Consider the following 22,022-nt stretch of genomic DNA (forward strand, 5'->3'; position numbering starts at 1 on the left):
CGTCGTTCCAGGAGCTCACGCTCGCCGCTCTCCCTCGCGCGTCGTCCCGCGGCCTCCACCTCACGCGCCGGAGCTCCGGCGCGGGGCGGCGCGGCGATCACCCTAGCTGGACCGAGCCGTGGTGATCGCAGTGATCGCCGTGCGGATGGTGCAGGTGCGCCCCGACGAGGTAATCGGAATGATCGCCGTGGGGCACGGCCTGATGGCCGCAGCCTGCCCCGTGCGTGTGCGCCTTCTCGTGATCGGCGCATGCATGGCTCGGCGTGCACGCGTCAGGGTTCTCGTTGCCGACCGAGAGCACGTGCTCATCGAAGTGATCGCCGTGCGGGTGATGCAGGTGTCCGTCGTGCAGGTAATCGACGTGGCCTTCATGCCGCAACGCCTGATGTCCACATCCCTGCCCATGAACATGGGCGTGCGCTTCATGCGTCTGGTGGTCGTTCATCGACTTGCATCCTTTCCATCAATGCTCGCTTCGAGCTCGGGTAACGGCTCGACGTGGGGCCAACATGGGGCCCCGACGCGCACCGCCGCAAGGAGCAACCTGGCGCGCATGCCGTGGGCGAGCCGACCACGCTCGCTCGCCCTGCGGCGCCGCGGCGCTCAGCGGATCCAGTACCTGCCGATGAGCACGAGCGCCATTGCCCAGAGCACCACCCCGATGCCCGCCGCGACGAGCATGGCCTTTGGCAGGCGCCTGCCGTGCTGCACGAGCCGTCCCAGCGTCCCGGCGGCGTCGCCGCTCCGCGCCGCCGCGCTCTCGGGCGCGAGGCCGACGTCGCCGCCGAGGCCGATGTCCGAGGCGCGCCGCCCCTTCTGTCCCCGGAAGCGCTCGGCGCGCAGCTCGCGGAGAACGGCCTCGAGCTCCTTCGCGAGCGCGTCCGCCGAGGCGATCCGCTCGTCGCGCTCGCGGCGGAGGCACGCTTCGACGAGCTGGCAGAGGCGCGGCGGGAGCCCTGGCCTGCGCGCGGCGATCGGATCGCAGTCCTTGCTCAGGATCCGGACCATCAGCGCGTTGTAGTTCGGCGCCTGATGCGGGGTCGTCCCGGTCAACGCCTCGTACATGACGACGCCCAGCGACCAGATGTCGGCGCGGGCGTCCACGTCCTCGCGCCCCGCGGCCTGCTCGGGCGACATGTACGCCGGCGAGCCGACGACGCAGCCCGTGCGGGTCAGCGAGAAGTTGTGCTCCTTCTCCAGGACCTTGCTGATCCCGAAGTCAAGGATCTTCCCCACGAGCTCGCCCAGGTGGTTGCGATGCACATGGATGTTCGCGGGCTTCAGATCGCGGTGGATGATCCCTTGCTGGTGGGCCATGTCGAGCGCCCGCGCGAGGCCGAGGAAGAGCTCGACCAGCACCTCCGGCTCGATGGTGCCCTCGCGCCGCAGCCACTCGTCGAGCCCCTCGCCGACGAGCAGCTCGAACACGAGGAACGGAGAGCCGTCCTCGGCCTGGCCGAGGTCGAGGATCTCGACGATGCTCGGGCTCCGCAGGCGCCCGCTCGCCTTCGCCTCGTTGAAGAAGCGCTGGAGCGCGACGGCGTCCCCGGCCACCTCGGGGCTCATCACCTTGAGCGCCACGTCGCGGTCGATGAGCACGTTCTTCGCGGCCCACACCGACCCGCTGGCGCCTTGGCCCAGGAGCTTCACGAGCCGGTAGCGAGACTGGATGAGATCGCCGGGGTTCACTGCTGCGCCGAGGTGTCGCTGGGGAACTGAGGGAGCCGAAGGAACTGAGGGAACCGAAGAAACAGGCGGACCGGAGGACCGCGGGACCAGGGAACCGAGGAGGAGCTGGCTTTACGCCGCCCCCATCGGAGCCGGACCGGAGGATAACCCGAGCCATGGACGAGCGGTACCGCGGTGCGGCGCGCTCCAGAAGGAAGCAAAAGTTCGCGGCGCGAGGGGCGACAACCCGCCTCGCCGCCTCCGCGGGCACAGAGATCCGTGGGATTTTCCGATACCGCGACGCTTCGACTCGGCGTCACCGGCGCTCGCCGGACACGACGGCGAGCGATGAAGAGGCCGGGCAGCGAGGGGCACAGCGCAATTTTCTTGTGCGCCGGCCCCTGCGCTGCCCTCGGAGGTGGGGGCGATCAGACGTCGTAGTAGAGGAAGAACTCGTGCGGGACCGGGCGGAGCCGGACCGCGTCGACCTCGCGCTCGCGCTTGTAGTCGAGCCAGGTCTTGAGGATGTCGCGGGTGAAGACGTCGCCGCGGAGCAGGAACTCGTGGTCGCGCTCGAGGGCGCCGAGGGCCTCGTCGAGCGAGCCCGGCATGTGCGGCACTTCCTTGAGCTCCTCGGGCGAGAGCGCGTAGATGTCCTTGTCGAGCGGGTCGCCCGGATCGATCCGGTTCTGGACGCCGTCGAGGCCGGCCATCATCATGGCGGCGAAGGCGAGGTACGGATTGCAGCTCGCGTCCGGGAAGCGGACCTCGATGCGGCGGCCCTTCGGGCTGTTGCCCGGGGCCAGCGGGATGCGGATCGACGCCGAGCGGTTGCGGCTCGAGTACGCGAGGTTCACGGGCGCCTCATAGCCCGGGACGAGCCGGCGATAGCTGTTCGTCGTCGGGTTGGTGAGCGCCGCGAGCGCCTTCGCGTGCTTCAGGATGCCGCCGATGTACCAGAGGCCCGTGTCGGACATCCCGGCGTAGCCGTCGCCGGCGAAGAGCGGCTTGCCCTCCTTCCAGAGCGACTGGTGGCAGTGCATGCCGCTGCCGTTATCGCCGAAGAGCGGCTTCGGCATGAACGTCACCGACTTGCCGTTCTTGCGGCCGACGTTCTTGATGACGTACTTGAACCACATGAGGTTGTCGGCCATCGCCGTCAGCGTCGAGAACTTGATGCCGATCTCGCACTGGCCGGCCGACGCCACCTCATGGTGGCCGACCTCGACCCCGATGCCGGTCTCGATCAGCGTGGACATCATCTGCCCGCGCAGATCGCCGAGCGTGTCGGTCGGCGCGACGGGGAAGTAGCCCTCCTTCGACCGGATCTTGTGCCCGAGGTTCGGGCCGGCCTTGCCGGAGTTCCAGACCGCTTCGTCGCTGTCGATCTCGTAGAAGGCGCCGCGCTGCGAGCTCTCGTAGCGGACCGAGTCGAAGACGAAGAACTCGGCCTCGGGCCCGAAGTAGGACGTGTCGGCGATGCCGCTCGCGCGGAGGTGGTTCTCGGCCTTCTGGGCGATGTAGCGCGGGTCGCGGCCGTAGGGCTGGCCGGTCACCGGATCGCTGATCTTACAGATCATGCTCAGCGTCTTCTGGGCATGGAACGGGTCGAGCTTCGCCGTCGACGGATCGGGCGTCATCAGCATGTCGCTCGCGTTGATCGGCTGCCATCCGCGCACCGACGAGCCGTCGAAGCCGATCCCCTCCTCGAAGAGATCCTCGTTCAGGCGGGACGCCGGGATGGTCGTGTGCTGCCAGATGCCGGGCAGATCGATGAACTTGAGATCGACAAATTTTACGTCGTTTTCCTTCGCAAACGCGACGACATCTTTCGCCTTCATGATCTTCTCTACCTCGCTGACTCGCTGCTCTCGCTGTATGTGACTCGACGGTGTGCGGGCTCGTGCTCGCTTCTCGGTTGTCGATCTATCGATCTGTCGATCTATCGATCTATCGTTCCTCGAGCCTGTGACCCGCCGCGAATGCCCTGTGACGCTCTGCCGGCGGCGCGCCTCCTAGATGGCGTCCTCGCCGCGCTCCCCCGTGCGGATCCGCACGGCCTCCTCGACGGGGACGACGAAGATCTTGCCGTCGCCGATCCGACCCGTCTTGGCGCTCTTCTCGATGGCGTCGATCACGTCGCTGACCATGCTGTCCGGCACGACGATGTCGACCTTCACCTTCGGCACGAAGTCGACGACGTACGCCGACCCTCGATAGACCTCTTTCTTGCCGCCGGTCCGACCGAAGCCCTTTACCTCGGTCACCGTCATGCCCTGAATCCCGACCTCGGCGAGGGCGTCCTTGACCTCGTCGAGCTTGAACGGCTTGATGATCGCCTCGACCTTTTTCATTGCGCACGCCTGTGGTGACCGGGTGCGCGCCAGGGTAGAAGACCCGGGCGCTCACCCGAAAGGCCCCGCTGGAGCAGAGCTGGTAAAGGGGGGACACCTCCGCCGGCGGCCTCCCATCGATGTGCCGGGCGCCGCCCGGCTTCCGATCCGTGACGGGGGCGGCCCGGTCCACCGAGCCTTGCCCGACACTGTCAACGACTCAGGGACCCATCCAGCGGAGCCGGATCGGCGACCCTTCACCCCGGACGCTGGCGCGCGACCGAAGGTCCAGGCTGGTGTACCCAAGCTCATGTTTCCGGAATGTTTCGCGCACCGCGCGAGCGTGAGAAAAGTGCATCGGGCGTCAGAAAATCGGAGCCCGCTTACTTTTTTCACAGCTCTACCTGAGCAAGGCAGAGCTCGCCTGCGCGGCGATGGCGCCGGGGGTGGGAACCTGCCTACGCACCGCGCCACCAGAGCGGTGGCCCCGCCCTGGTCCATGACCAGCCCGGGGTGGAATCCGCTTTCACGGTGCCCTCGTGGAAGCGCTGAGCCCGCTCGCGCGGCGCCAGGGAGAGGATCGGGCCCCTCCCCGACGGGTCATGCTGCGCTCGCCATTGTTCTTGTGACGCGGCTCGAATAGGCTGCGCTGGCGAATCCAGTCGCGGGACAGCCCTGCCTGATGGCTTTGCCGAACAAAGCGAAGATCCCGGTAGGCACGGTCCTCGCCGGAAAATACCGCATCACACGCGAGATCGGGCGCGGCGGCATGGCTGCCGTGTACGAGGCCGAGCACATCGACATCGGCAAACGCGTGGCGATCAAGGTGCTCGCCCAGGAGCTGACGACCTCAGCCGTCGTGGTCGAGCGCTTTCTCCGAGAGGCCCGGGCCGCCGCGTCGATCCGCAGCCCCTTCATCTGCGACGTCTACGACTCGGGCAAGCTCGACGACGGGCGGCCCTTCCTGGTGCTCGAGCTCCTCGAAGGCGAGTCGCTGTACGAGCGGATGACCGTCATCAGGTACCTCGACCCCGAGACGACCGTGACGGTGGTGTCCCAGGTGTGTCGAGGGCTCACCAAAGCGCACGCCGCCTCCATCGTCCACCGCGACCTCAAGCCGGAGAACATCTTCCTCACGAAGGATGAGGAGGGCCGGCTCTGCGCGAAGATCCTCGATTTCGGCCTCGCGAAGTTCTACGCGCCGGTCGACGGCGGCGACGCGCAGGCGCGCCTCACCCGCGAGGGCGCGGTCTTCGGAACGCCGGCGTACATGAGCCCGGAGCAGGTGCGCGGCCAGGGAGCGGTCGACCACCGCGCGGATCTCTGGGCGCTCGGCTGCATCACCTACGAGTGCCTCACCGGCCGCACCGTCTGGCAGACCGAGCAGGGCGTCGCGATGACGTTCGCGCAGATCGCCAACGCGCCCCTGCCGCAGCCCGCGGCGCTCCGCCCCGACCTCCCGGCGAGCTTCACCACGTGGTTCGAGAAGGCGCTCGACCGCTCCATCGATCGCCGGTTCCAGACCGCGAAGGAGTTCGCCGACGAGCTGTCGGTCGCGCTCGGCGTCGCGCAGCCGCCGCGCGGCGCGGAGCCGTCCCAGGCGGGGCTCGTCATGCCGGGCGGCGACGCGCCGGCCGACCTGTCGTTCGACCCGCCGGGGGTCGTCCGTGTGACCCCCAACGAATCGCGGCGGACCGTCCCGTCGGGTCCGGCGGAGCGCGGGGGAGATCCGTTCGCCGGGCTGGACACCTCGGGCGCGCCCGGCGCCGCGATCGCCGGGCGCATGAGCCAGGGCGCGGGGCAGCAGATCACGTTCTCCGGGGGCTCGGGCGAGACCTCGGTCCCCGATCCGCTGGCGCACGCATCAACGCCGAAGCGAGGCGGCGCGGGACGCGCGCTCGTCGTGTTTGGCGTGCTCGCGCTCGTCGCGGGCGGCGCCTACGCGGGTTACCGCCAGTTCCTCAAGCCGACGGCCCTGCCGCCCGTCTCGTCGAGCAGCGCGGCGCCGCCGGCCATCAGCGCCCCCTCGGCGTCCGCCGGGGCCAACGTGCCAGCGCGCACCGACGCCCGCGTCGAGCCGCCCGCCCTGGCGTGGCCGCCGCTCGTCGCGCAGGCGCAGGAGGCGGTCGCCGCCGGCGATCTCAAGGCCGCGCTCAGGCTGCTGAAGGACGCTCAGGACAAGGGCAACCACCCCGTGCCGCGGACCCTGATCGAGCACGTGCAGGTCGCCCTGAAAGACGCGAGCGGCAAGGCGCCTTGCGCGCTCACCGGCCTCGCGAGGCCGCGCACGCACGATCTGGTGCGCGAGGGCGGCCGCGCCGTCGGGGCCAGCCGGCCCTCGATCGCGCTCGGGCCGCGCGGCGCGGTGGTCACCTGGACGGACTCGCACGAGGGCACCGAGCACGCCTACACGACGACGCTGGACGGCGCGATGCGGCCGTCGTCGCCGGCGCTCGACGTGACGCCCGAGGGCCGCGCCATCGGGCGCCCCGAGCTGACCTCCGCAGGCGATCGGCTGGTGCTCACGTACTGGGACGGCAAGGGGCCGGAGGCCGGCGTGCACGTGCGCTGGCTCGACGCCAACGGGCGGATCGATGGCCCCGCCGTGATGGTCGCGCCCTTCCCTCGCGGAGGGAACTCGTGGCCCTCGCTCGCGCGCGCCGCCGAGGGGTTCCTGATCACGTGGTCGGACGACGGCGACAACGCCTCCGAGGACCTCTTCATGCGCCGCCTCTCGCCGAACCTCGATCCGGCGGGCGAGATCATCCGGCTGACCGACGTCACCCCGACGGGCCCCTCGAAGCCGCGCGTCCGCTTCCCCTCGGTGGCGGTGGCGAACGACGTGATGCACCTCGCCTTCCGCTTCGATCGCGAGCCGACGCGGGTCATCCAGTACATGCGCCTCCCGCTCGCGAACGCCGGCAAGGGGCTCCCGCCGGCCAGCCCCGGCAAGCGCGCCGACCGCGCGCTCGGCGACCTGTCGCTCGTGAACAGCGATCGGGTCCGGAGCGACAGCCCCTCGCTCGCCTGCGGCGCGGGCGGCTGCTTCGTCGTCTGGCACGGCGAGGCGCCGCTCGGGGGCGCATCGGCCGCCTACATCGATCCGGCCAAGGGCCAGCCGCTCTGGCGCAAGCGGTTCTCGAAGTCGGGCGCGCGCCCGTCGATCGCGATCGCGCCGAGCGGGCAGGCCCAGCTGGTCTGGTTCGAGGGGGGCCGCATGCTCACCGCGTCGATCAACCGCGACGGCATCGGCACGCCCACGAAATTCGCCCGCATCAGCGGGGATCAGCCGGCGCCTTCGATGAGCCCCGGCGCGAAGCCCGGAGAGTGGTATGTCGCCTGGCTTGACTACGAGGCGGGTCATCTCGAGCCCTACGCCGCTCGCATCCAGTGCCGGTGACCCCATGCTCATCCTCCCACCTCGAAGCGAGGTTCGCGCCCGTCCCATCGAGACCGAGCGGCTGATCCTCGTGCCGATCGACCCGTCCGACGGGCCCGAGCTCTGGCTCGCGGTCAACGGCTCGCGCGCAATCCTCCAGCGCTGGCTTCCCTGGGTGCAGTTCCACACGGATCCGGCCGCGAGCGTGCGCTTCGCCGAGGCGTGCGCCGCCGACTGGGATCACGGCAGGGCGCTGCGCTTCGTCATCCGCGAGCGCGCGCACCGCTCGCTCGCCGGGGTGGTCGGGCTCGAGGCGTGCGTACACCTGCACCGCTCTTGCGAGCTCGGCTACTGGCTCCGCAAGGAGGCGACCGGGCGCGGGCTCATGACCGAGGCCGCGAGGGCCGCGCTCGGGTTCGCGTTCGGCCACATGGGCGCGCACCGGGTGCGGGTTGCGGCCGCGACGGACAACCATCCTTCCCTCGCGGTCATCGGCCGGCTCGGCTTCCGCTTCGAGGGCATCGCCCGGCAGGCCGAGTGGTGCGACGGTCGCTGGCTCGACCACTCCGTCTTCGCGCTCCTGGCGACCGATCCCAGGTAAAGCCGCCCACGAGCGCGCTCGCTCCCTTCGGGCGACCGAGGTGGCCCGTGCGCCGCCCGAAGCGCGCTAGCATCCTGACTCCGCCTTGGCCCGCCGTCGTCGCCTCATCCGCTGGCCCCGCGGCACGACGCCGCTCGTGCCGCTCGCGCCCGCGATCGTGATCGTCGTGGGGATCGCCACGGCGGTGGCGATCGCGCTGATCGGCATCGGCCAGCTCGCGAAGATGAGCGATCAGGCCGCGAGCCTGCGCGCCGAGGTGCTGGCCGCGACGCTCTCGGCGCGGCTCCGCGGGACCATCGAGGGGGAGCGGGCGGCGCTCCTGAGGGAGGCGGCGCGGCGGGCAGGGTCGGAGATCCTGCTCGTCGATCAAGGCGGCCACGTGCTGATCAACGAGAGCTTCAGCGCGCCGGCCAGGGCCGGCCTCGTCCAGATGCTCACGCTGGGCAAGGGCGAGACGACGACCTCGCTCGGCCGCGTCCGGTTCGCGGCGCGCCCGCTGCACCCGCCGCTCTCTCACCTCTCGGTGCTCACCTTCGTCTCGGCGCCGAGCCCGCCGCCCGACTCGATCGCGCTCGGCAACGCCGTCGCGGCGCTCACGGTGCTGCTGCTCGGCGTGGCTGTCGCGGTCGCGCTCTCGTTCACCAAGTCGGCGCGCGACGATGTCGACTACCTGCGCGAGCGCATCACGGCGATGGCGCGCGGACAGGGCCAGAGCGCGCTGCCCACGGACGTGATCCAGGCCGAGCCCGTGCCGATCAGGTCGCTCGACCAGGTCGGCCTCCTGACGGCGGCCTTCAACCTCCTGATCACCCGCTTCGCCGCGGCGGAGCGCACCTACCGGGCGGACCTCCAGCAGGCCTCCGCGATGGACCGCGAGCGCTCGGCGTTCCTCGCGGGGCTGAGCCACGAGCTGCGCACGCCGCTCAACGCCATCCTCGGGTTCGCCCACGTCCTGGAGAGCGAGGTCGACGGGCCGCTCAGCCAGGACGCGCGCGAGGCGCTGTCGGTCATCCGGCAGAGCGGCGAGCACCTGCGCACGCTCATCGACGACATCCTCGACCTCTCGGCGCTCGAGACGGGCAAGCTCCAGCTCTCCCGCCGCGCCGTCAACCTCCGCGCCCTCGTCGATCAGGTGATGCGCGAGGCGTCCGCGGCGGCGCGCGACAAGCCCCTCCAGCTGCGCGTCACCGGGGACCACGCCCTGGTCGCGCACGCCGATCCGCGGAGGGTGCGGCAGATCCTCACCAACCTCGTCTCGAACGCCGTCAAGTTCACGGCGCGCGGCTCGGTGACGGTCAACATCACGGGGCGCGGCCGCTATGCGGCGATCGTCGTCCAGGACACCGGCCCCGGCATCCCGCCGGAGGAGACGTCGGCGGTCTTCGAGGAGTACCGGCAGACCGGCGACGTGCGCTCGCGCCGGGCCGGGACGGGGCTCGGGCTCTCGATCGCGCGGCGCCTCGTGCTGATGCACGGCGGGACGATCCAGCTGGAGAGCGAGCTCGGGCGGGGCTCGACCTTCACGATCACCCTGCCGATGTGGATCGTGCAGCGACCCCTGTTCGCGCCGACCCCGCCCGCGCCCGACGTGGCGGCGCCGCCGGGGAACGACCCCGGCGCCGGCGGCCCCCAGGGGAGGATCGCATGACCGAGGAGCGCATGAGGGACGACGCGATCCACTTCGCGAGGCGCGTGCTCGTCCGCCAGGCGCTGGTCGGCGTCGCCGCGTTCGGGGCGATCGCGGCGCTCGCGCCGAAGCTGCTCATCCTGGAGCCGCGCGTCGCCGCCAGCGTGCTCTCGGTCGGCGCCAAGATCGCGCTCGCCGCGATCTGCGCGACCACGCTGCTGACGCTGCTCCGGCTGCGCACCCACGAGAACCTGCTGCGCTCGCTCGTGATCGGCTCGCGCGACATCGATCACGAGGAGCTCGAGCGGGTCGCCGGGCTCCCGACCTCGCTGGCGCTGCGCTTCGTGCTGGCGAGCTCGACGATCTCGGGCCTCATGATGATCCCCGGGATCAGGCCAGAGAAGCTCGACGACGGCCGCGCGGTCAGCCTGCTCATCCTCGCGATCACGATCCTCAGCGCGTCCGCGATCCCGCACTACGTGCTGACGCGCGCCGCGGCGTTCAGCCTCTTCGAGATCAGCCCGGCCGAGGCGATCGGCGCCTTGCTCGAGACCGCCGAGCTTTACCAGACGCCGCGCCGGCGGGTCACCTCCAAGCTGCTCCTGGCCGTCGCCACGCCGGTGCTGCTCGTCGGCGTCGGGGCGGTGCTCATCGCGAACGCGCACCTCCAGACGTTCATCGAGCGCAGCCGGCGCTCGACCGCGGGGCTCATCGCGCGCACGGCGCTCGACCCGTCGCTCGGGGCCATCGACGCGGCCGGCCGCAACGACGTCGTGGCCTCGGCGGCGGAGTTCGGGTTCCTCGCGCGCCTGGAGCACGACTGCGTGGGCTCGGAGCCCTCCTTCGGCCGCGAAGCCGACGGGCAGATCGCCGTGATCACGCCGCTCGACTACGGCTGCGTCAACACCCGGTTCTCCGCCGACCTCGAGCCCTCTGCCGCGATCTGGGGCGCGCTCGTCGCGCTGCTCGCGGTGCTGGTCGCCGGCGCGCTCGGCAACCTGTTCGGCCGCGTCCTCGCGGCCGATCTCGTGCACGCCACGAAGCAGGTGCGCCTGCTCGGCACGGACAGCGTGCTGCGCGGCGCCACCCAGATCGCGCGCCCCGCCCGGTTCGCCGTCGTCGCCCGGCTCGGGCACGCCATCGAGGACCTCGCCGAGCGCTTCCGCGTCTTCGCCGCGGCGCAGGAGCGCGCGCTCGAGTCCCGCGAGGCGGCGCAGCGCATGCGCGGCCTCCTGTTCGCGAGCGTGAGCCACGATCTCAAGAGCCCGCTGAACGCCATCCTCGGGTTCGCCGAGCTCGTGGGCCAGGAGGATCTGACCCCCGCGCAGCGCGAGAGCCTGGAGCTCATCGCGACGCGCGGCCGGGAGCTCCTTGGCCTCATCGAGTCGATCCTCGACGCCGCCCGCGTCGAGGCCGGGCAGCTCACGCTCGAGCCTCAGCCGACGTCCGTCGGCTGGCTCATCGCGGGCGCGCTGCGCAAGGCGCGCGAGCTCGCGAGCGACGCCGGCGGCGAGGTCGTCATCGAGGTCGGCGACACCCTGCCGCTGATCCCCGTCGATCAAGCCTACGCGACGCGCGCGATCGCGGTCATCGTCGCGCACGCGCTCCGGACGGGCGCGGCCGACCCGTCGGCCCGCCTCGTGCGCCTCACGGCGACGATGGCCGGCGAGTTCAACAACGAGGTCCGCATCGACATCGAGTACGGCAGCCGCGACGTGCCGCCGGACGAGCTCGAGGCCCTGTTCAGCCGGCAGACCACGGCGCGCGGGCGCGGCCTGACGCTGGGCCTCAGCCACGCGCGATCGGTGATCGAGCTCCACGGCGGCTCTCTCGAGGTGGACGGCGCCCCCGACGGCCGGCCGCTCTGCCGCGCTCGTCTGCCGCGCATCCCGCCCCCCCGGCGTCCCCGCCTGTCCTCTGTCCCTGCGCTCGGCTGACCTCGACCAGCGCCCCGCGGCGACCCACGCCGCCACGCGGATCGCTTCCCTTCGCTGCTTGCACGCGGTACGCCCGTGGCATGCCTGAACGGGCGCTCTCTCCTGCCGAGACAGGCGACGACGATCGCTTCGACCGCCTCTTCCGGCCTGCCTCGCTCGCCGAGTACGTCGGCCAGGTCAAGCACACGGAGAACCTCAAGGTCTTCGTCGAAGCCGCGCGCCGGCGGCGCGAGCCGCTCGACCACATGCTGTTCTGTGGCCCGCCCGGCCTGGGCAAGACCACGCTCGCCCACATCATCGCCCGCGAGATGGGCGTCGCCCTCCATGTGACGAGCGGACCGGCGATCGAGCACAAGGGCGCGCTGGCCGGCCTGCTGACGAAGCTGGAGCGCAACGACGTGCTGTTCATCGACGAGATCCACCGGCTCACGCCGGCGGTCGAGGAGAGCCTCTACCCCGCGATCGAGTCGTTCAACATCGACATCATGACCGGTGACGGCCCCTACGCGACGACGATCCAGCTCGCGCTGAAGCCCTTCACGCTCGTGGGCGCGACGACCCGCACCGGGCTGCTCACCGCGCCGCTGCTGTCGCGCTTCGGCCACGTCGTCCGCCTCGACTTCTACCCCGTCGAGGAGCTCGAGCGCATCGTGCAGCGCAGCGCCGGCCTGCTCGATGTGCCGATCGACGCCGGCGGAGCGCGCGAGATCGCGGCGCGCGCGCGGGGGACGCCGCGCGTCGCCAACCGCCTCCTGCGCCGCGTACGCGACTTCGCCGAGGTGCTGGGCGACGGCGCGATCACGATGGAGATCGCGCGGAAGACCGCGGAGCGGCTCGAGATCGACGCGGCCGGCCTCGACGAGATGGATCGCCGGCTGCTGCGCGTCATCGTCGATCACTACGACGGCGGCCCTGTGGGCATCGACACGCTGGCCGCGGCGCTCAGTGAGCCGCGCGACACGATCGAGGACGTGTACGAGCCGTTCCTGCTCCAGCAGGGCTTCGTCGGCCGCACGCCGCGCGGCAGGGTCGCGACCCGCCGCGCCTACGAGCACCTGGGCCTCGCGGCTCCTGCGACGAAGCAGGGAGATCTCTTCTCCTGATCCCAGCGCCGCGCGGGCAGCGCAATGCAGTGCGCAACGCCGCGCGCAACGCCGCGCCAAGACCCGGAATTCTCTCATCGCTCCAGCCTGGAGTCGCTAAGCTTGGCGTGTGCCTCGCCGTGATCCCGTGCTCGTCGTGGACGACGACGCCGTCAGCCGGCAGATGCTGCTGCACGCGCTGGCCGACGCGGGCATCGAGGCCGTCGCGGTCACCTCGGGCGCGGACGCGCTCGCCTGGCTCAAGGCGAGCGTGCCCGCGCTCGTGCTGCTCGACCTCGTGATGCCGCCCCCTGACGGCTACGTGGTCCTCAGCGCCGTGCGGGACGCCCCCCGGACGCAGGACGTCCCCGTCGTCGTGCTGACCGCGCTCGACGCGGACGAGGACGTCGCCCGCGCCTTCGAGCTCGGCGCCGACGATTTCATCCGCAAGCCGTTCCGCCCTGCCGAGCTGATCGCGCGCATCCGCGGGCAGCTCCGGATCCGGGACTACGTCGACGCGCTCGCGCGCAAAGAGCACGACGCGAAGGTGGTCCTCGAGCTCACGCAGGCGCTCTCCTCGACGCTCGACTTCCGGAACATCCTCTTCACGGTCGTGCGGCGCATCGCCGAGGTGGCGCGCGTCGACCGCTGCAGCATCGTCCTCGTGCGCGACGCGAGCGACGTCGGCTACGTGGTCGCCGCGAGCGACGACAAGGAGCTGCGGGATCTGCCGATCGATCTCGGCAAGTACCCGGAGATCCAGCGCGTCATGCGCACGGGCGACGTGCTCGTGATCGACGACGCGAAGGCGCACCCGCTGTTCGACATCGTGCGCGCGGAGCTCCCGGAGAACGCGTTCCGCTCGCTGGCGCTCCTGCCGATCTTGTTCGAGGACAAGCCGCTCGGCGTGCTCTTCTTGCGCGGCCGGCAGCCGGTGGCGCCCCACGCGCACGAGCTCTCGCTGGCCCGCACGGTCGCGAGCGCCACCGCGATCGCCCTGCGCAACGCGCGCATCCTGCAGTCGCTCCGCGACCAGACGCAGCAGAGCACCTTCGCGCGGTTCGAGGCGGAGCGCCGGCTGAAGGCGCTCCAGCGCTACGCCGACTTCTTCTATTCGACGGCGGACGGCATCGTCGTCGTCGATCCCGACGGCCACATCCTCTTCTCCAACCCGCGCGCGCAGGCGATCACCGGGCGCACGGCGGAGGACCTCGAGAGGGCGAACCTGGCCGATCTCGTCGACGCGCGCGAGCACCCTCTCCTCGAGGAGATCCGCGCCGGCTTCGCCAGGGGATCGTTCCCGCACATGGTGGATTTCACCGTGCGGCGGGGCGAGCACGAGCGGCTCATCCTGAGCTTCAGCTTCAGCAGCGTCCTTCGCGAGGAGAGCGGCGCCGTCCTGGTCAGCTTCCGCGACGTCACCACGGAGCGCGCCACCGAGGCGGAGCTCACCAAGACCAAGGAGTTCCTGGAGCGCGTCATCGACAGCTCGGTCGACGCGATCGTCTCGGCCAACATGGAGGGCGTCGTCCTGCTCTTCAACCGCGCCGCCGAGCGGATCTACGGGTATGACGCGAAGGAGGTCGTCGGCGTGATGAACGCCCGCGCGCTCTACCCCGACCACAACGCCGAGCACATCATGAGGCTCATCCACGCGAAGGAGCACGGCGGTCCCGGCCGGCTCGAGGGCTACCGGACCGAGGTCCTGGCCAGGGACGGGTCGCGGATCCCGGTGCACCTCTCCGCGGCGCTGATCTTCGAGAACGGCGTCCCGGTCGGCTCCGTCGGCATCTTCACGGACCTGCGGGAGCGGATGCGGATGGAGGCCCGCCTCACCGAGGCGCAGGAGGAGCTCCGCGCTCGCGAGAAGCAGGCCATCATCGCCGAGCTCGCGGGCGCGGCCGCGCACGAGCTGAACCAGCCGCTCACCAGCGTGCTCGGCTACGCCGAGCTGATCTGCCGCCGGATCGACGACGCGTCCCCCATCAAGGGGGCCGCGACCACGATCCGCAGCGAAGCCGAGCGGATGGCGGAGATCGTCCGCAAGATCGGCAAGATCACCCGCTATGAGACGAAATCCTATGTCGGCGCCGCGAAGATCATCGATCTCGACCGATCGAGCGGCGACGACCCGAACAGGGTGATCGGGTGAGCGGAAAGACCGCGGAGCGCCTGGGGGAGCAGCCATTGTCCGACGCTCCCGTCACGCTCCGGAAGCCCCTCACCCGGGACATCCCGCTCGAGTGGGTGGACAGCCTGCTCATCGCGTCGAGCGAGCTGGATCCGTCGGCCTCCATCGAGCAGCGCGCATCGACGCTGCTCGGCGCGGCCGCGAAGGTGCTCACGGCCTGCGGGCTCGGCATCTACATCCCCGGCGCGACGGGGGCGCAGGTGGCCGTCCGGGTCTCGCCGCGCGCTCGCCGCGACGACGGCCACGATCCGGCGCGGCTCCTCCCGGAGTTCGCCTTCGAGCGCGTCGTGGCGATCGAGCCCGGAGGTCGCTCGACGATGCACATCGCGGCCGACGACGCCGCGTACCTCGACAGCGCGCCTGTAGAGGCGCTGGTCGACCGGCTCGTGCTCACCCTGGGTGCGTCGCTCCGCGAGGCGCGCGCGCACGAGTCGCTGCGCGCTCAGGTCATGCAGGCCGAGAAGCTGGCCTCGCTCGGGAAGATGGCCGCAGGCGTCGTGCACGAGCTCAACAACCCGCTCACCTCGATCCTCGCCTACTCCGAGTACCTGCGCCGCAAGGGCGAGCGCGGCGGCTTCGACCCCTCGGACATCGAGCGGCTCGCGAGGATCAACGACGCGGCGGATCGAATCCGCCGGTTCTCGCGCGACCTGATGGCCTACGCGCGGCCGTCCACGGAGAAGCCGGGCGCCGTCTCGCTCCACGACATCATCGAGCGCGCGCTCGTCTTCTGCGAGCACCTCCTCGACCAGACGGGCGTCACCGTCGAGCGGCGCTTCGACGAGATCCCTCCGGTTTGCGGCGTCATTGATCCGCTGACGCAGGTGTTCGTGAACCTGTTCACGAACGCCGCGCACGCGATGAACGAGCGCGGCGGCTGCCTCGGCATCTCCACCGCGATGTCGCCGGAGGACGGCTACATCACGGTGACGATCCGCGACGACGGGCACGGGATCGAGCCCGAGCACCTGCCGAGGATCTTCGACCCCTTCTTCACGACGAAGACCGACGGAACCGGCACCGGGCTCGGCCTGAGCATCGTAAGGAACATCGTTGCCTCGCACGGCGGCAGCATCCGCGCGGATGCGCGCGCCCCGCGCGGGACGGTCTTCTCTCTGGATCTGCCGATCGCGCTGCCGTCCTCGGCCCGCCGCTGAGCAGGGGCGAGCTCCCCTCGACTCAGGGCGCGACCTTGATGCCCAGCACGAGCACGCCGCCCATGTGCTGCTGACCCGCGACGAAGAAGCTCTCGCCGGCCTTGGCGTTCACCTCGAGCAGGGGCAGGAACGTGGTGCCACCTGGCTTCTGGATGCTCGCGCTGACGACGAAGCGCCTCGGCTCGTCCTTCTTCTTCGCGGCGACCACGTCCTTCAGCGACACCATGAGGACGCTGCCGTTCGGCAGCTTCGTCGTGGTCGGCTTCCCCTTCTGCAGGGTGACCTTCAGCCGTTCGAGGAGCTTGTAGCTGTTGTACGCCGAGAACGGCGGCTTCCCGAGCTCGGGCATCTTGCCGATCTTCGGGTCGATGCCTTTCCCATCGTTCGTCGCGTGGAGGATCACGATCTCGGACGTGACCTCGGCGTCCGACGGCGCCGCTTGCGGGGGGGCCGGCGCCTGCTCTTGCGCGACGGCAGGGGAAGGGCTCACGCCGAGCGCCAGGACCATGGTCGCGGTGATCGCACTCGCAAGAAATCTCATCACTGTCCTCCCGGACCGTCATCGGAGAGCCAGACCACCGTGGTCGTCGGGCCTGAAGCCACGGCCTCCTGCGGGACGTAAAAGATGGTGCCCATGCGTGCCCCGAAGTCGACCGCGGCGATCTCGACGCCGGGCTCGACCTCCCCCTCGAAGCTCGGTGCGGCGTCCGGCTCCTTCGCCGGCGCCGCGAGCAACGCGGAGGGCGCCTCGGGCGGCGGGGCGAGCAACGCGGAGGGCGCCGACGTCGTCAGCTCCGCGGTGGGCGTCTCCACGCCCATCTTGCCCCAGACCATCAAGGCGGCGGCCGCCGCCACGGCGAGCGCCGTCAGCGCGAAGATCCCGCGCGCGTTGTCGTTCGCCGGCGATCCCTGGAGCCGCGCCCGAGCGCGGGGCGGCTCGCCCGACGGCGGCGCCGCGAGCGGCCGCGCGGCGCCGCCCCCGTCGGCCCGCGCGGCGCCCGCCTGCCCTTCGAGGATCTTCGCCATCACCCCATCGGCGATGCCGTCAGCCGCGCTGGAGGCCAGCGCGCTGTCCCGGACCATGTCGGCCGCGGTGACGAGCGCTGCGACCTTCGCCCGGCAGCGCGGGTCGTGGAGCACGTACTCCTCCACCTGCCGGTGGCGAGCCTCATCGAGCTCACCGTCGGCATAGAGCATCAGCTCCAGATCCGTCGGCGGGGCGCTCGCTTCCCCGTGATTCGCCTTGCTGCTGTTGGCGGTGCTCACGCGATCTCCTCCGGGTCCTCTGCTGGGGCCTTGCCCTCTTCCTCCGCGTAACAGTCGGCGAGGGCGCGCTGAAGCTTCTGACGGGCGTGGAACAGGCGGCTCATGATCGTCCCCTTCGAGACCCCCATGGCCTGAGCCATCTCCTCGTACGACATGCCCTCCACCTCCCGCATCAGGATCACGCCTCGGTGGTAGGGCGGCAGCGCGTCGAGCGCGGCCTGGATGCGCCCGGCGATCTCCCGGCGCCGGACGACGTTGAGGGGGTCCGCGCCGTCGATCCGAGCGACGAGCGGGAAGTCGGACTGCTCGTCCGCCGCCTGGTTCTCCTGGAGCTCGAGGTCGCGGCGTCCCGGCTTCCGCATGAGGTCGATCGCCAGGTTCGTGACGATCCTGTAGAGCCAGGTGAAGAACGAGGAGCCCCCCTGAAAGGAGCCGAGGCCCTTGTAGACCCGGAGGAAGGCGTCCTGCACGAGCTCGCGCGCGTCGTTCTCGTCGCGGACGAGCCCCATCGCGATCGCGAACGCCCTGCGCTGGTGCCGTTCCACGAGCGAGCGGAAAGCCGCCTGGTCCCCCTTCTGCGCTCGCTCGATGAGCTCACGATCTTCCTCCGCTTCCCGCCGTCTCGCCTCGCGATTGGACGCACGGGCGGGAGCGCTATTCAGGCGCGGGTGGAACTGCTTCGTTTCGGGGTGGTCGCCCTCCGCGGACAGGTCGTCGCCTTCCGCATCGCCCTCGCCGGGATCACCGGGAGGTGCGACCGGCTCGAGCTCGTCCGGGTGAGAAGGTGCAATGGCCACGGGGTCAGCTTACCTGAGGAGGCTGGGGGACGAGGGAGGTCGCGGAGCAGGCGGCCACGCACGGCGCGCGGCAGCCGGCGGACGTGCCGGGCGGCGGACAGCGGCCGTTCGGCTCACGGCTCATCGGCCTCGTCGCTGAGCTCGGGCAGCTCGCCCAGCGTGAGGCGGACATCGAAGACCCGCTCCAGCCGCGCGACGCGGAGCGTAACGACCTTGTTCACCCCGGCGATGCTCGCCATCCACCGGAGCTCGTTCGGGTCGGAAATCGTCTTTCCTTCGAAGCCGATGATCACATCGTCCGGCGCGATGCCGGCCCGGTCCGCGGGTCCCCCCGCCACCACGGTCTTCACCCACGCCCCCTTTCGATCGGGGCGCTTGAGCCGCCCCGCCTCGATCGAGTTGAGGACGTCGACGATCACCCCGACCTGGCTCCGCCGGATCTTGCCGTCGCGCAGCAGCATCGGGAGCAGCTGCCGGACCATGTTGATCGGGATCGCAAACCCGATGTTGTTCGCGTTGGCGCGCACGGCCGCGTTGATGCCGACCACCTCGCCCTTGAGGTTCAGGAGCGGGCCGCCGGAGTTGCCGGGGTTGATGCTCGCGTCCGTCTGGAGGAAGTTGAAGTAGCCGCTCGGGTCGAGCCCCTTCACGTCGTCCCGGGTGCGGCCCTTGGCGGAGAGGATGCCCGCCGAGACCGTGTGGGAGAGGCCGAAGGGGTTGCCGATCGCGACCACCCAGTCGCCGACCTCGATGGTATCCGAGTCGCCCAGGGGGAGCGACGGGAGCCCCCTCTCCTCGACCTTCAGCACGGCGACGTCCGTGTGTTTGTCGCGGCCGATGACGGTCGCCTTGATGTCGCGGCCGTCGACGAAGCTCACGAGGATGTCGGTCGCGCCCTCGATCACGTGGTTGTTCGTCAGCAGGAAGCCCTCTGGATCATAGACGAAGGCGGTCCCGAGCCCCTCGGCGACCGTACGGCGGCGGCCGCCCGGTTGCTGCTGCCGCTCGACGCGCGCCTTGACCGTCGCGACCGCTGGATCGGCCCTGCGCGCGAGCGGCGCGAAGGAGCCGGGCATGCCCTCGGAGCGGACGATCGGAGGAGGAGGCGGCGCGGACGGAGGCAGCGGCGCGGTCGCCACCGGCACGGCGCCCGAGGGGACGGTGGAGCTGCTTGCGCTGGAAGAGTGGCCCGGAGAGGCCTTGCTGCACGAGGCGACCAGCGAGGCGAGGAGGACCCCCAAGAGAGCCCTGGCGCCAACGGTCACGATCGTTTCGAGACCTCGAGGTAGCGCATCCGCAGATCGTAGAGCGCCTGCTCGAGCAACCTCTCCTCGTCGCCCGAGAGGTTCCCCTTCGTCTTCTCCTGGAGGAGCGACAGCAAATCGATGTCCTGATGCGCGAGGATCAGGTTCTGCTCTTCCCTGCCGTCGGGGCTGGGCGCGTCGCCGAGGTGCACGTACGCGGAGCCGATGATCGACAGCACGAAGGTCGAGAAGTCGAGCGTCGGCAGCTCCGGGGGGCTCCCTGGCGGAGGGAGCTCTTCCCGATTCTTCGCGTCGCTCACTCTGCCCCTTCGTCGTCGAGGTCGGGCTCGATCCGCGACCCCTGCGCTGACGCGCCGAGCGCCGGCTGGTCGACGGCGATCCCCTCGGCGTGCTCCTCCAGGTCCTGCAAGCCCGCGAGGTGCGCCTCGATGGTCCCCGCGCTGAGCGTCCCGCTCGCCAGGAGGCGCTCGCGCACCCGGCGATCGAGCTGCAGCTCCGTCAGCTTGCCCTTCTCACCTACGGTCATGATGTGATCTCCTCGGACAACCCACCCGTTCGCGGTGGGCTTATGACGACTTCTTCGAGAGCGTCACGAGCACCCCACCATCGCCGTGCTCGTGATGGTGGCTGTGATCGTGGTCGTGGTCGTGGTCGTGGTCGTGACCGCAGCAGCCCTCGCCCTCGGAGTCCTCGATGCGCTCCTCCAGCTCGGCCTGAGCCTGCGCGATCTCCTCCTCGCTGGCGGCGCGCACGTCCTTGACCTGAACCTGAAAGCGCACCTTCTGGCCTGCCAGAGGGTGATTCGTATCCACCCGGAAGCCCTCGGGGAGGATCTCGATGACCCGGAGCGCGATCGGCGAACCGTCCGGGCCCTGGGCGACGAATTCGTCGCCGACCTCGACAGCGCCCCCATCGGGGAAATCCGCCTTGTCCACCTCGAAGACGCCGGCGTCATCGCGCTCGCCGAACGCATCTTCCGGCTCGACGGTGATCTCGCGCTGCTCACCGGCGCGCAGACCTTCCAGCGCGCGCTCCAGCCCAGGCACGATCTGAGCGTAGCCGTGCGTGTAGACGAGCGGCTCTGCGGTCGATGCCTCATCCACCGTCTCTCCGCTTTCGTTGAAGAGGACGTAGGACAGCGTGACGACCGTATCCGTTGCGATGGGCAGCGACTCCATGGGCGGCGGTTGGTCTGCCACGGCGGTTCCGCGGTTTCAAGCGAGGCGCGCTTGCGCGGCAGCATGCTATGAGGACGTCCGATGGCCGACACCATGGCTCGGGCGACCGGTCGCGACCCCCTCGACGCGTCGCCCCCTGCTGCGCAGGCCACCACGGAAACGGAGCGCCTCCGTCCCGGAGAGGCGGCGCCGGGCGAGACGCGACCGGCCTCGACCGCGCCGGCGCCCCCCGGCGGCGCGGCAGCCCGGGGCCTGCGCGAGGGCGGACCGCGTCCTCGACGCGGGGGAGAGAGCCTGGAGCAGGAGCTCTCCCGGGTAGGCACGAAGCGCTGGCTCGCTCGCCTCGGCGTCCTCGCGACGATCGCAGCGCTCGTCGCGGGGCTCGTCGTCTGGAGGATCCGGACGAGGCCCCCGCCGCCGCCGCGCTACGTCACGGGCGACATCACCACGGGCGACGTGCTCGAAGTGGTCCAGTCGACGGGTCAGGTCAAGCCGCTCACCGAGGTGCAGATCGGCGCCCAGGTCTCGGGGCGAATCACCAAGGTCTACGTGGACTTCAACAGCATCGTGAAGGCCGGCGACGTGCTGGCCGAGATCGATCCGACGCTCTTCGGGGCGCAGATCGACTCGAACCAGGCGCAGATCGCGGCGGCCAACGCGAGCGTCGTGCGCTCGGAGGCGTCGCTGGGGACCGCCAAGCAGCGGCTCGAGCGCGCGAGGAAGATGGTCGCGGAGGGGGTCGGCTCGCAGGCCGATCTGGACACGGCGCAGGGCGCCTACGACGTCGCGCTCGCCGACCTCGCGGCCTCGAAGGCGCAGGTGGCGCAGCTCAGGGCGGTGCTCCGCTCCTCCACGACCAACCTCCAGTACACGCGCATCTTCTCGCCCATCGACGGGGTCGTCATCAGCCGCGCGATCGACCCCGGGCAGACGGTGGCGGCGAGCTTCCAGGCGCCCACCCTCTTCGTGATCGCCCAGGATCTTCGCAAGATGCGCGTGCTCGCCGACATCGACGAGGCGGACGTCGGGCGGCTCCGCGAGGGCATGACGGCGGACGTGAGCGTCGATGCGTTCCCGGGCGAGACGTTCCGAGGGACGGTGAGCCAGGTGCGCTACAGCCCGTTGAGCCAGTCCGGCGTCGTGACGTACGCGGCGGTCGTCGAGGTCGACAACCCCGACGTCAAGCTCCGGCCGGGGATGACGGCGACGGTGAGCGTCCGGTCCGCCGAGGCCAGGGGGGTGCGGCGGCTGCCGAACGCGGCGCTCCGGTTCAAGCCCGCCCCGGCGCGGGACAAGGACGGCAAGGAGATCAAGGCGCCGCCCCTCGATCCGCTCCCGCCGAAGAAGGGCCGAATCTACGTGCTGACCGACGCGACGCCCGGCGCGGAGAAGATCGAGCCGCGCGTCGTCGACGTCGGGATCACCGACGGCATCTTCACCGCGCTCGGGTCCGATCTCGGCCCGCTCAAGGTCGTCACCGACGAGAACGACGATCCGTCAGCGGGCGGCAGGGGGCGCGGCCCTCGGCTGTTCTAGGCGTG

At 70.8% G+C, this 22,022-nt stretch carries 19 protein-coding genes; 8 read left to right on the plus strand and 11 right to left on the minus strand.

Annotated elements, in window-relative coordinates; genetic code table 11:
* Positions 1-97 precede the first annotated feature (97 nt).
* From WMF39_RS39005 to WMF39_RS39020, 4 genes are all read right to left on the minus strand, one after another.
* Complete coding sequence (locus WMF39_RS39005) at positions 98-445, minus strand: hypothetical protein (RefSeq protein ID WP_437741544.1); 348 nt, start codon at positions 443-445, stop codon at positions 98-100.
* Positions 446-603: 158 nt separating this feature from the next.
* Positions 604-1,689: a serine/threonine-protein kinase gene (locus tag WMF39_RS39010; protein ID WP_437741545.1), complete on the minus strand. Its 1,086-nt coding sequence runs from the start codon at positions 1,687-1,689 to the stop codon at positions 604-606.
* A gap of 407 nt (positions 1,690-2,096) precedes the next feature.
* Positions 2,097-3,509, minus strand: coding sequence for a type I glutamate--ammonia ligase (gene glnA, locus WMF39_RS39015; protein WP_437545073.1), 1,413 nt, complete (start codon positions 3,507-3,509; stop codon positions 2,097-2,099).
* 174 nt (positions 3,510-3,683) lie between these two features.
* Positions 3,684-4,022: a P-II family nitrogen regulator gene (locus WMF39_RS39020; protein ID WP_012239819.1), complete on the minus strand. Its 339-nt coding sequence runs from the start codon at positions 4,020-4,022 to the stop codon at positions 3,684-3,686.
* Positions 4,023-4,683: 661 nt separating this feature from the next.
* On the opposite strand from WMF39_RS39020, the gene WMF39_RS39025 reads away from it, so the two are divergent.
* From WMF39_RS39025 to WMF39_RS39055, 7 genes are all read left to right on the plus strand, one after another.
* Entirely contained in the window at positions 4,684-7,401 is a 2,718-nt protein-coding gene (locus WMF39_RS39025) for a serine/threonine protein kinase (RefSeq protein WP_437741546.1), read from the plus strand.
* A gap of 4 nt (positions 7,402-7,405) precedes the next feature.
* Positions 7,406-7,981, plus strand: coding sequence for a GNAT family N-acetyltransferase (locus WMF39_RS39030; RefSeq protein ID WP_437711120.1), 576 nt, complete (start codon positions 7,406-7,408; stop codon positions 7,979-7,981).
* 85 nt (positions 7,982-8,066) lie between these two features.
* Positions 8,067-9,629 carry a sensor histidine kinase gene (locus tag WMF39_RS39035; RefSeq protein WP_437741547.1) on the plus strand — a complete coding sequence of 521 codons (1,563 nt, stop codon included), beginning with the start codon at positions 8,067-8,069 and terminating at the stop codon, positions 9,627-9,629.
* On the plus strand, positions 9,626-11,545 hold the full coding sequence (locus WMF39_RS39040; RefSeq protein ID WP_437741548.1) for a sensor histidine kinase: 1,920 nt from the start codon (positions 9,626-9,628) through the stop codon (positions 11,543-11,545). Before WMF39_RS39035 ends, WMF39_RS39040 begins: the two co-directional genes overlap by 4 nt.
* An 80-nt stretch (positions 11,546-11,625) precedes the next feature.
* Positions 11,626-12,648, plus strand: a complete 1,023-nt coding sequence (gene ruvB / locus WMF39_RS39045; RefSeq protein ID WP_437741549.1) for a Holliday junction branch migration DNA helicase RuvB — start codon at positions 11,626-11,628, stop codon at positions 12,646-12,648.
* Between the two features lie 109 nt (positions 12,649-12,757).
* Positions 12,758-14,779, plus strand: a complete 2,022-nt coding sequence (locus WMF39_RS39050; RefSeq protein ID WP_437741550.1) for a PAS domain S-box protein — start codon at positions 12,758-12,760, stop codon at positions 14,777-14,779.
* On the plus strand, positions 14,776-15,975 hold the full coding sequence (locus tag WMF39_RS39055; protein ID WP_437741551.1) for a sensor histidine kinase: 1,200 nt from the start codon (positions 14,776-14,778) through the stop codon (positions 15,973-15,975). The genes WMF39_RS39050 and WMF39_RS39055 overlap by 4 nt, the downstream gene beginning before the upstream one ends.
* A gap of 22 nt (positions 15,976-15,997) precedes the next feature.
* On the opposite strand, the gene WMF39_RS39060 is transcribed toward WMF39_RS39055, so the two are convergent.
* From WMF39_RS39060 to WMF39_RS39090, 7 genes are all read right to left on the minus strand, one after another.
* Positions 15,998-16,516 carry a hypothetical protein gene (locus WMF39_RS39060; RefSeq protein ID WP_437741552.1) on the minus strand — a complete coding sequence of 173 codons (519 nt, stop codon included), beginning with the start codon at positions 16,514-16,516 and terminating at the stop codon, positions 15,998-16,000.
* Positions 16,516-17,241 (minus strand): anti-sigma factor family protein, encoded by a 726-nt coding sequence (locus WMF39_RS39065; RefSeq protein ID WP_437741553.1) that lies wholly within the window; start codon positions 17,239-17,241, stop codon positions 16,516-16,518. The genes WMF39_RS39060 and WMF39_RS39065 overlap by 1 nt, the downstream gene beginning before the upstream one ends.
* On the minus strand, positions 17,238-18,038 hold the full coding sequence (locus WMF39_RS39070) for a sigma-70 family RNA polymerase sigma factor (RefSeq protein ID WP_437741554.1): 801 nt from the start codon (positions 18,036-18,038) through the stop codon (positions 17,238-17,240). Before WMF39_RS39070 ends, WMF39_RS39065 begins: the two co-directional genes overlap by 4 nt.
* A gap of 113 nt (positions 18,039-18,151) precedes the next feature.
* Positions 18,152-19,279, minus strand: a complete 1,128-nt coding sequence (locus tag WMF39_RS39075) for a S1C family serine protease (protein ID WP_437741555.1) — start codon at positions 19,277-19,279, stop codon at positions 18,152-18,154.
* Between the two features lie 20 nt (positions 19,280-19,299).
* Positions 19,300-19,602, minus strand: a complete 303-nt coding sequence (locus tag WMF39_RS39080; RefSeq protein ID WP_012239831.1) for a DUF1844 domain-containing protein — start codon at positions 19,600-19,602, stop codon at positions 19,300-19,302.
* The gene (locus WMF39_RS39085; RefSeq protein WP_437741556.1) at positions 19,599-19,829 is read right to left on the minus strand and encodes a hypothetical protein; all 231 of its coding nucleotides are present in this window, start codon (positions 19,827-19,829) and stop codon (positions 19,599-19,601) included. Before WMF39_RS39085 ends, WMF39_RS39080 begins: the two co-directional genes overlap by 4 nt.
* Before the next feature lie 40 nt (positions 19,830-19,869).
* A complete protein-coding gene (locus WMF39_RS39090; RefSeq protein WP_437741557.1) occupies positions 19,870-20,502 on the minus strand; it encodes an FKBP-type peptidyl-prolyl cis-trans isomerase in 633 nt (210 codons plus the stop codon).
* A 60-nt stretch (positions 20,503-20,562) separates the two neighbouring features.
* On the opposite strand from WMF39_RS39090, the gene WMF39_RS39095 reads away from it, so the two are divergent.
* Entirely contained in the window at positions 20,563-22,017 is a 1,455-nt protein-coding gene (locus WMF39_RS39095; RefSeq protein ID WP_437741558.1) for an efflux RND transporter periplasmic adaptor subunit, read from the plus strand.
* Positions 22,018-22,022 lie beyond the last annotated feature (5 nt).

Origin of the sequence: Sorangium sp. So ce1504 (genome assembly GCF_051521635.1) — a bacterium.
GTDB lineage: Bacteria > Myxococcota_A > Polyangia > Polyangiales > Polyangiaceae > Sorangium > Sorangium cellulosum_B.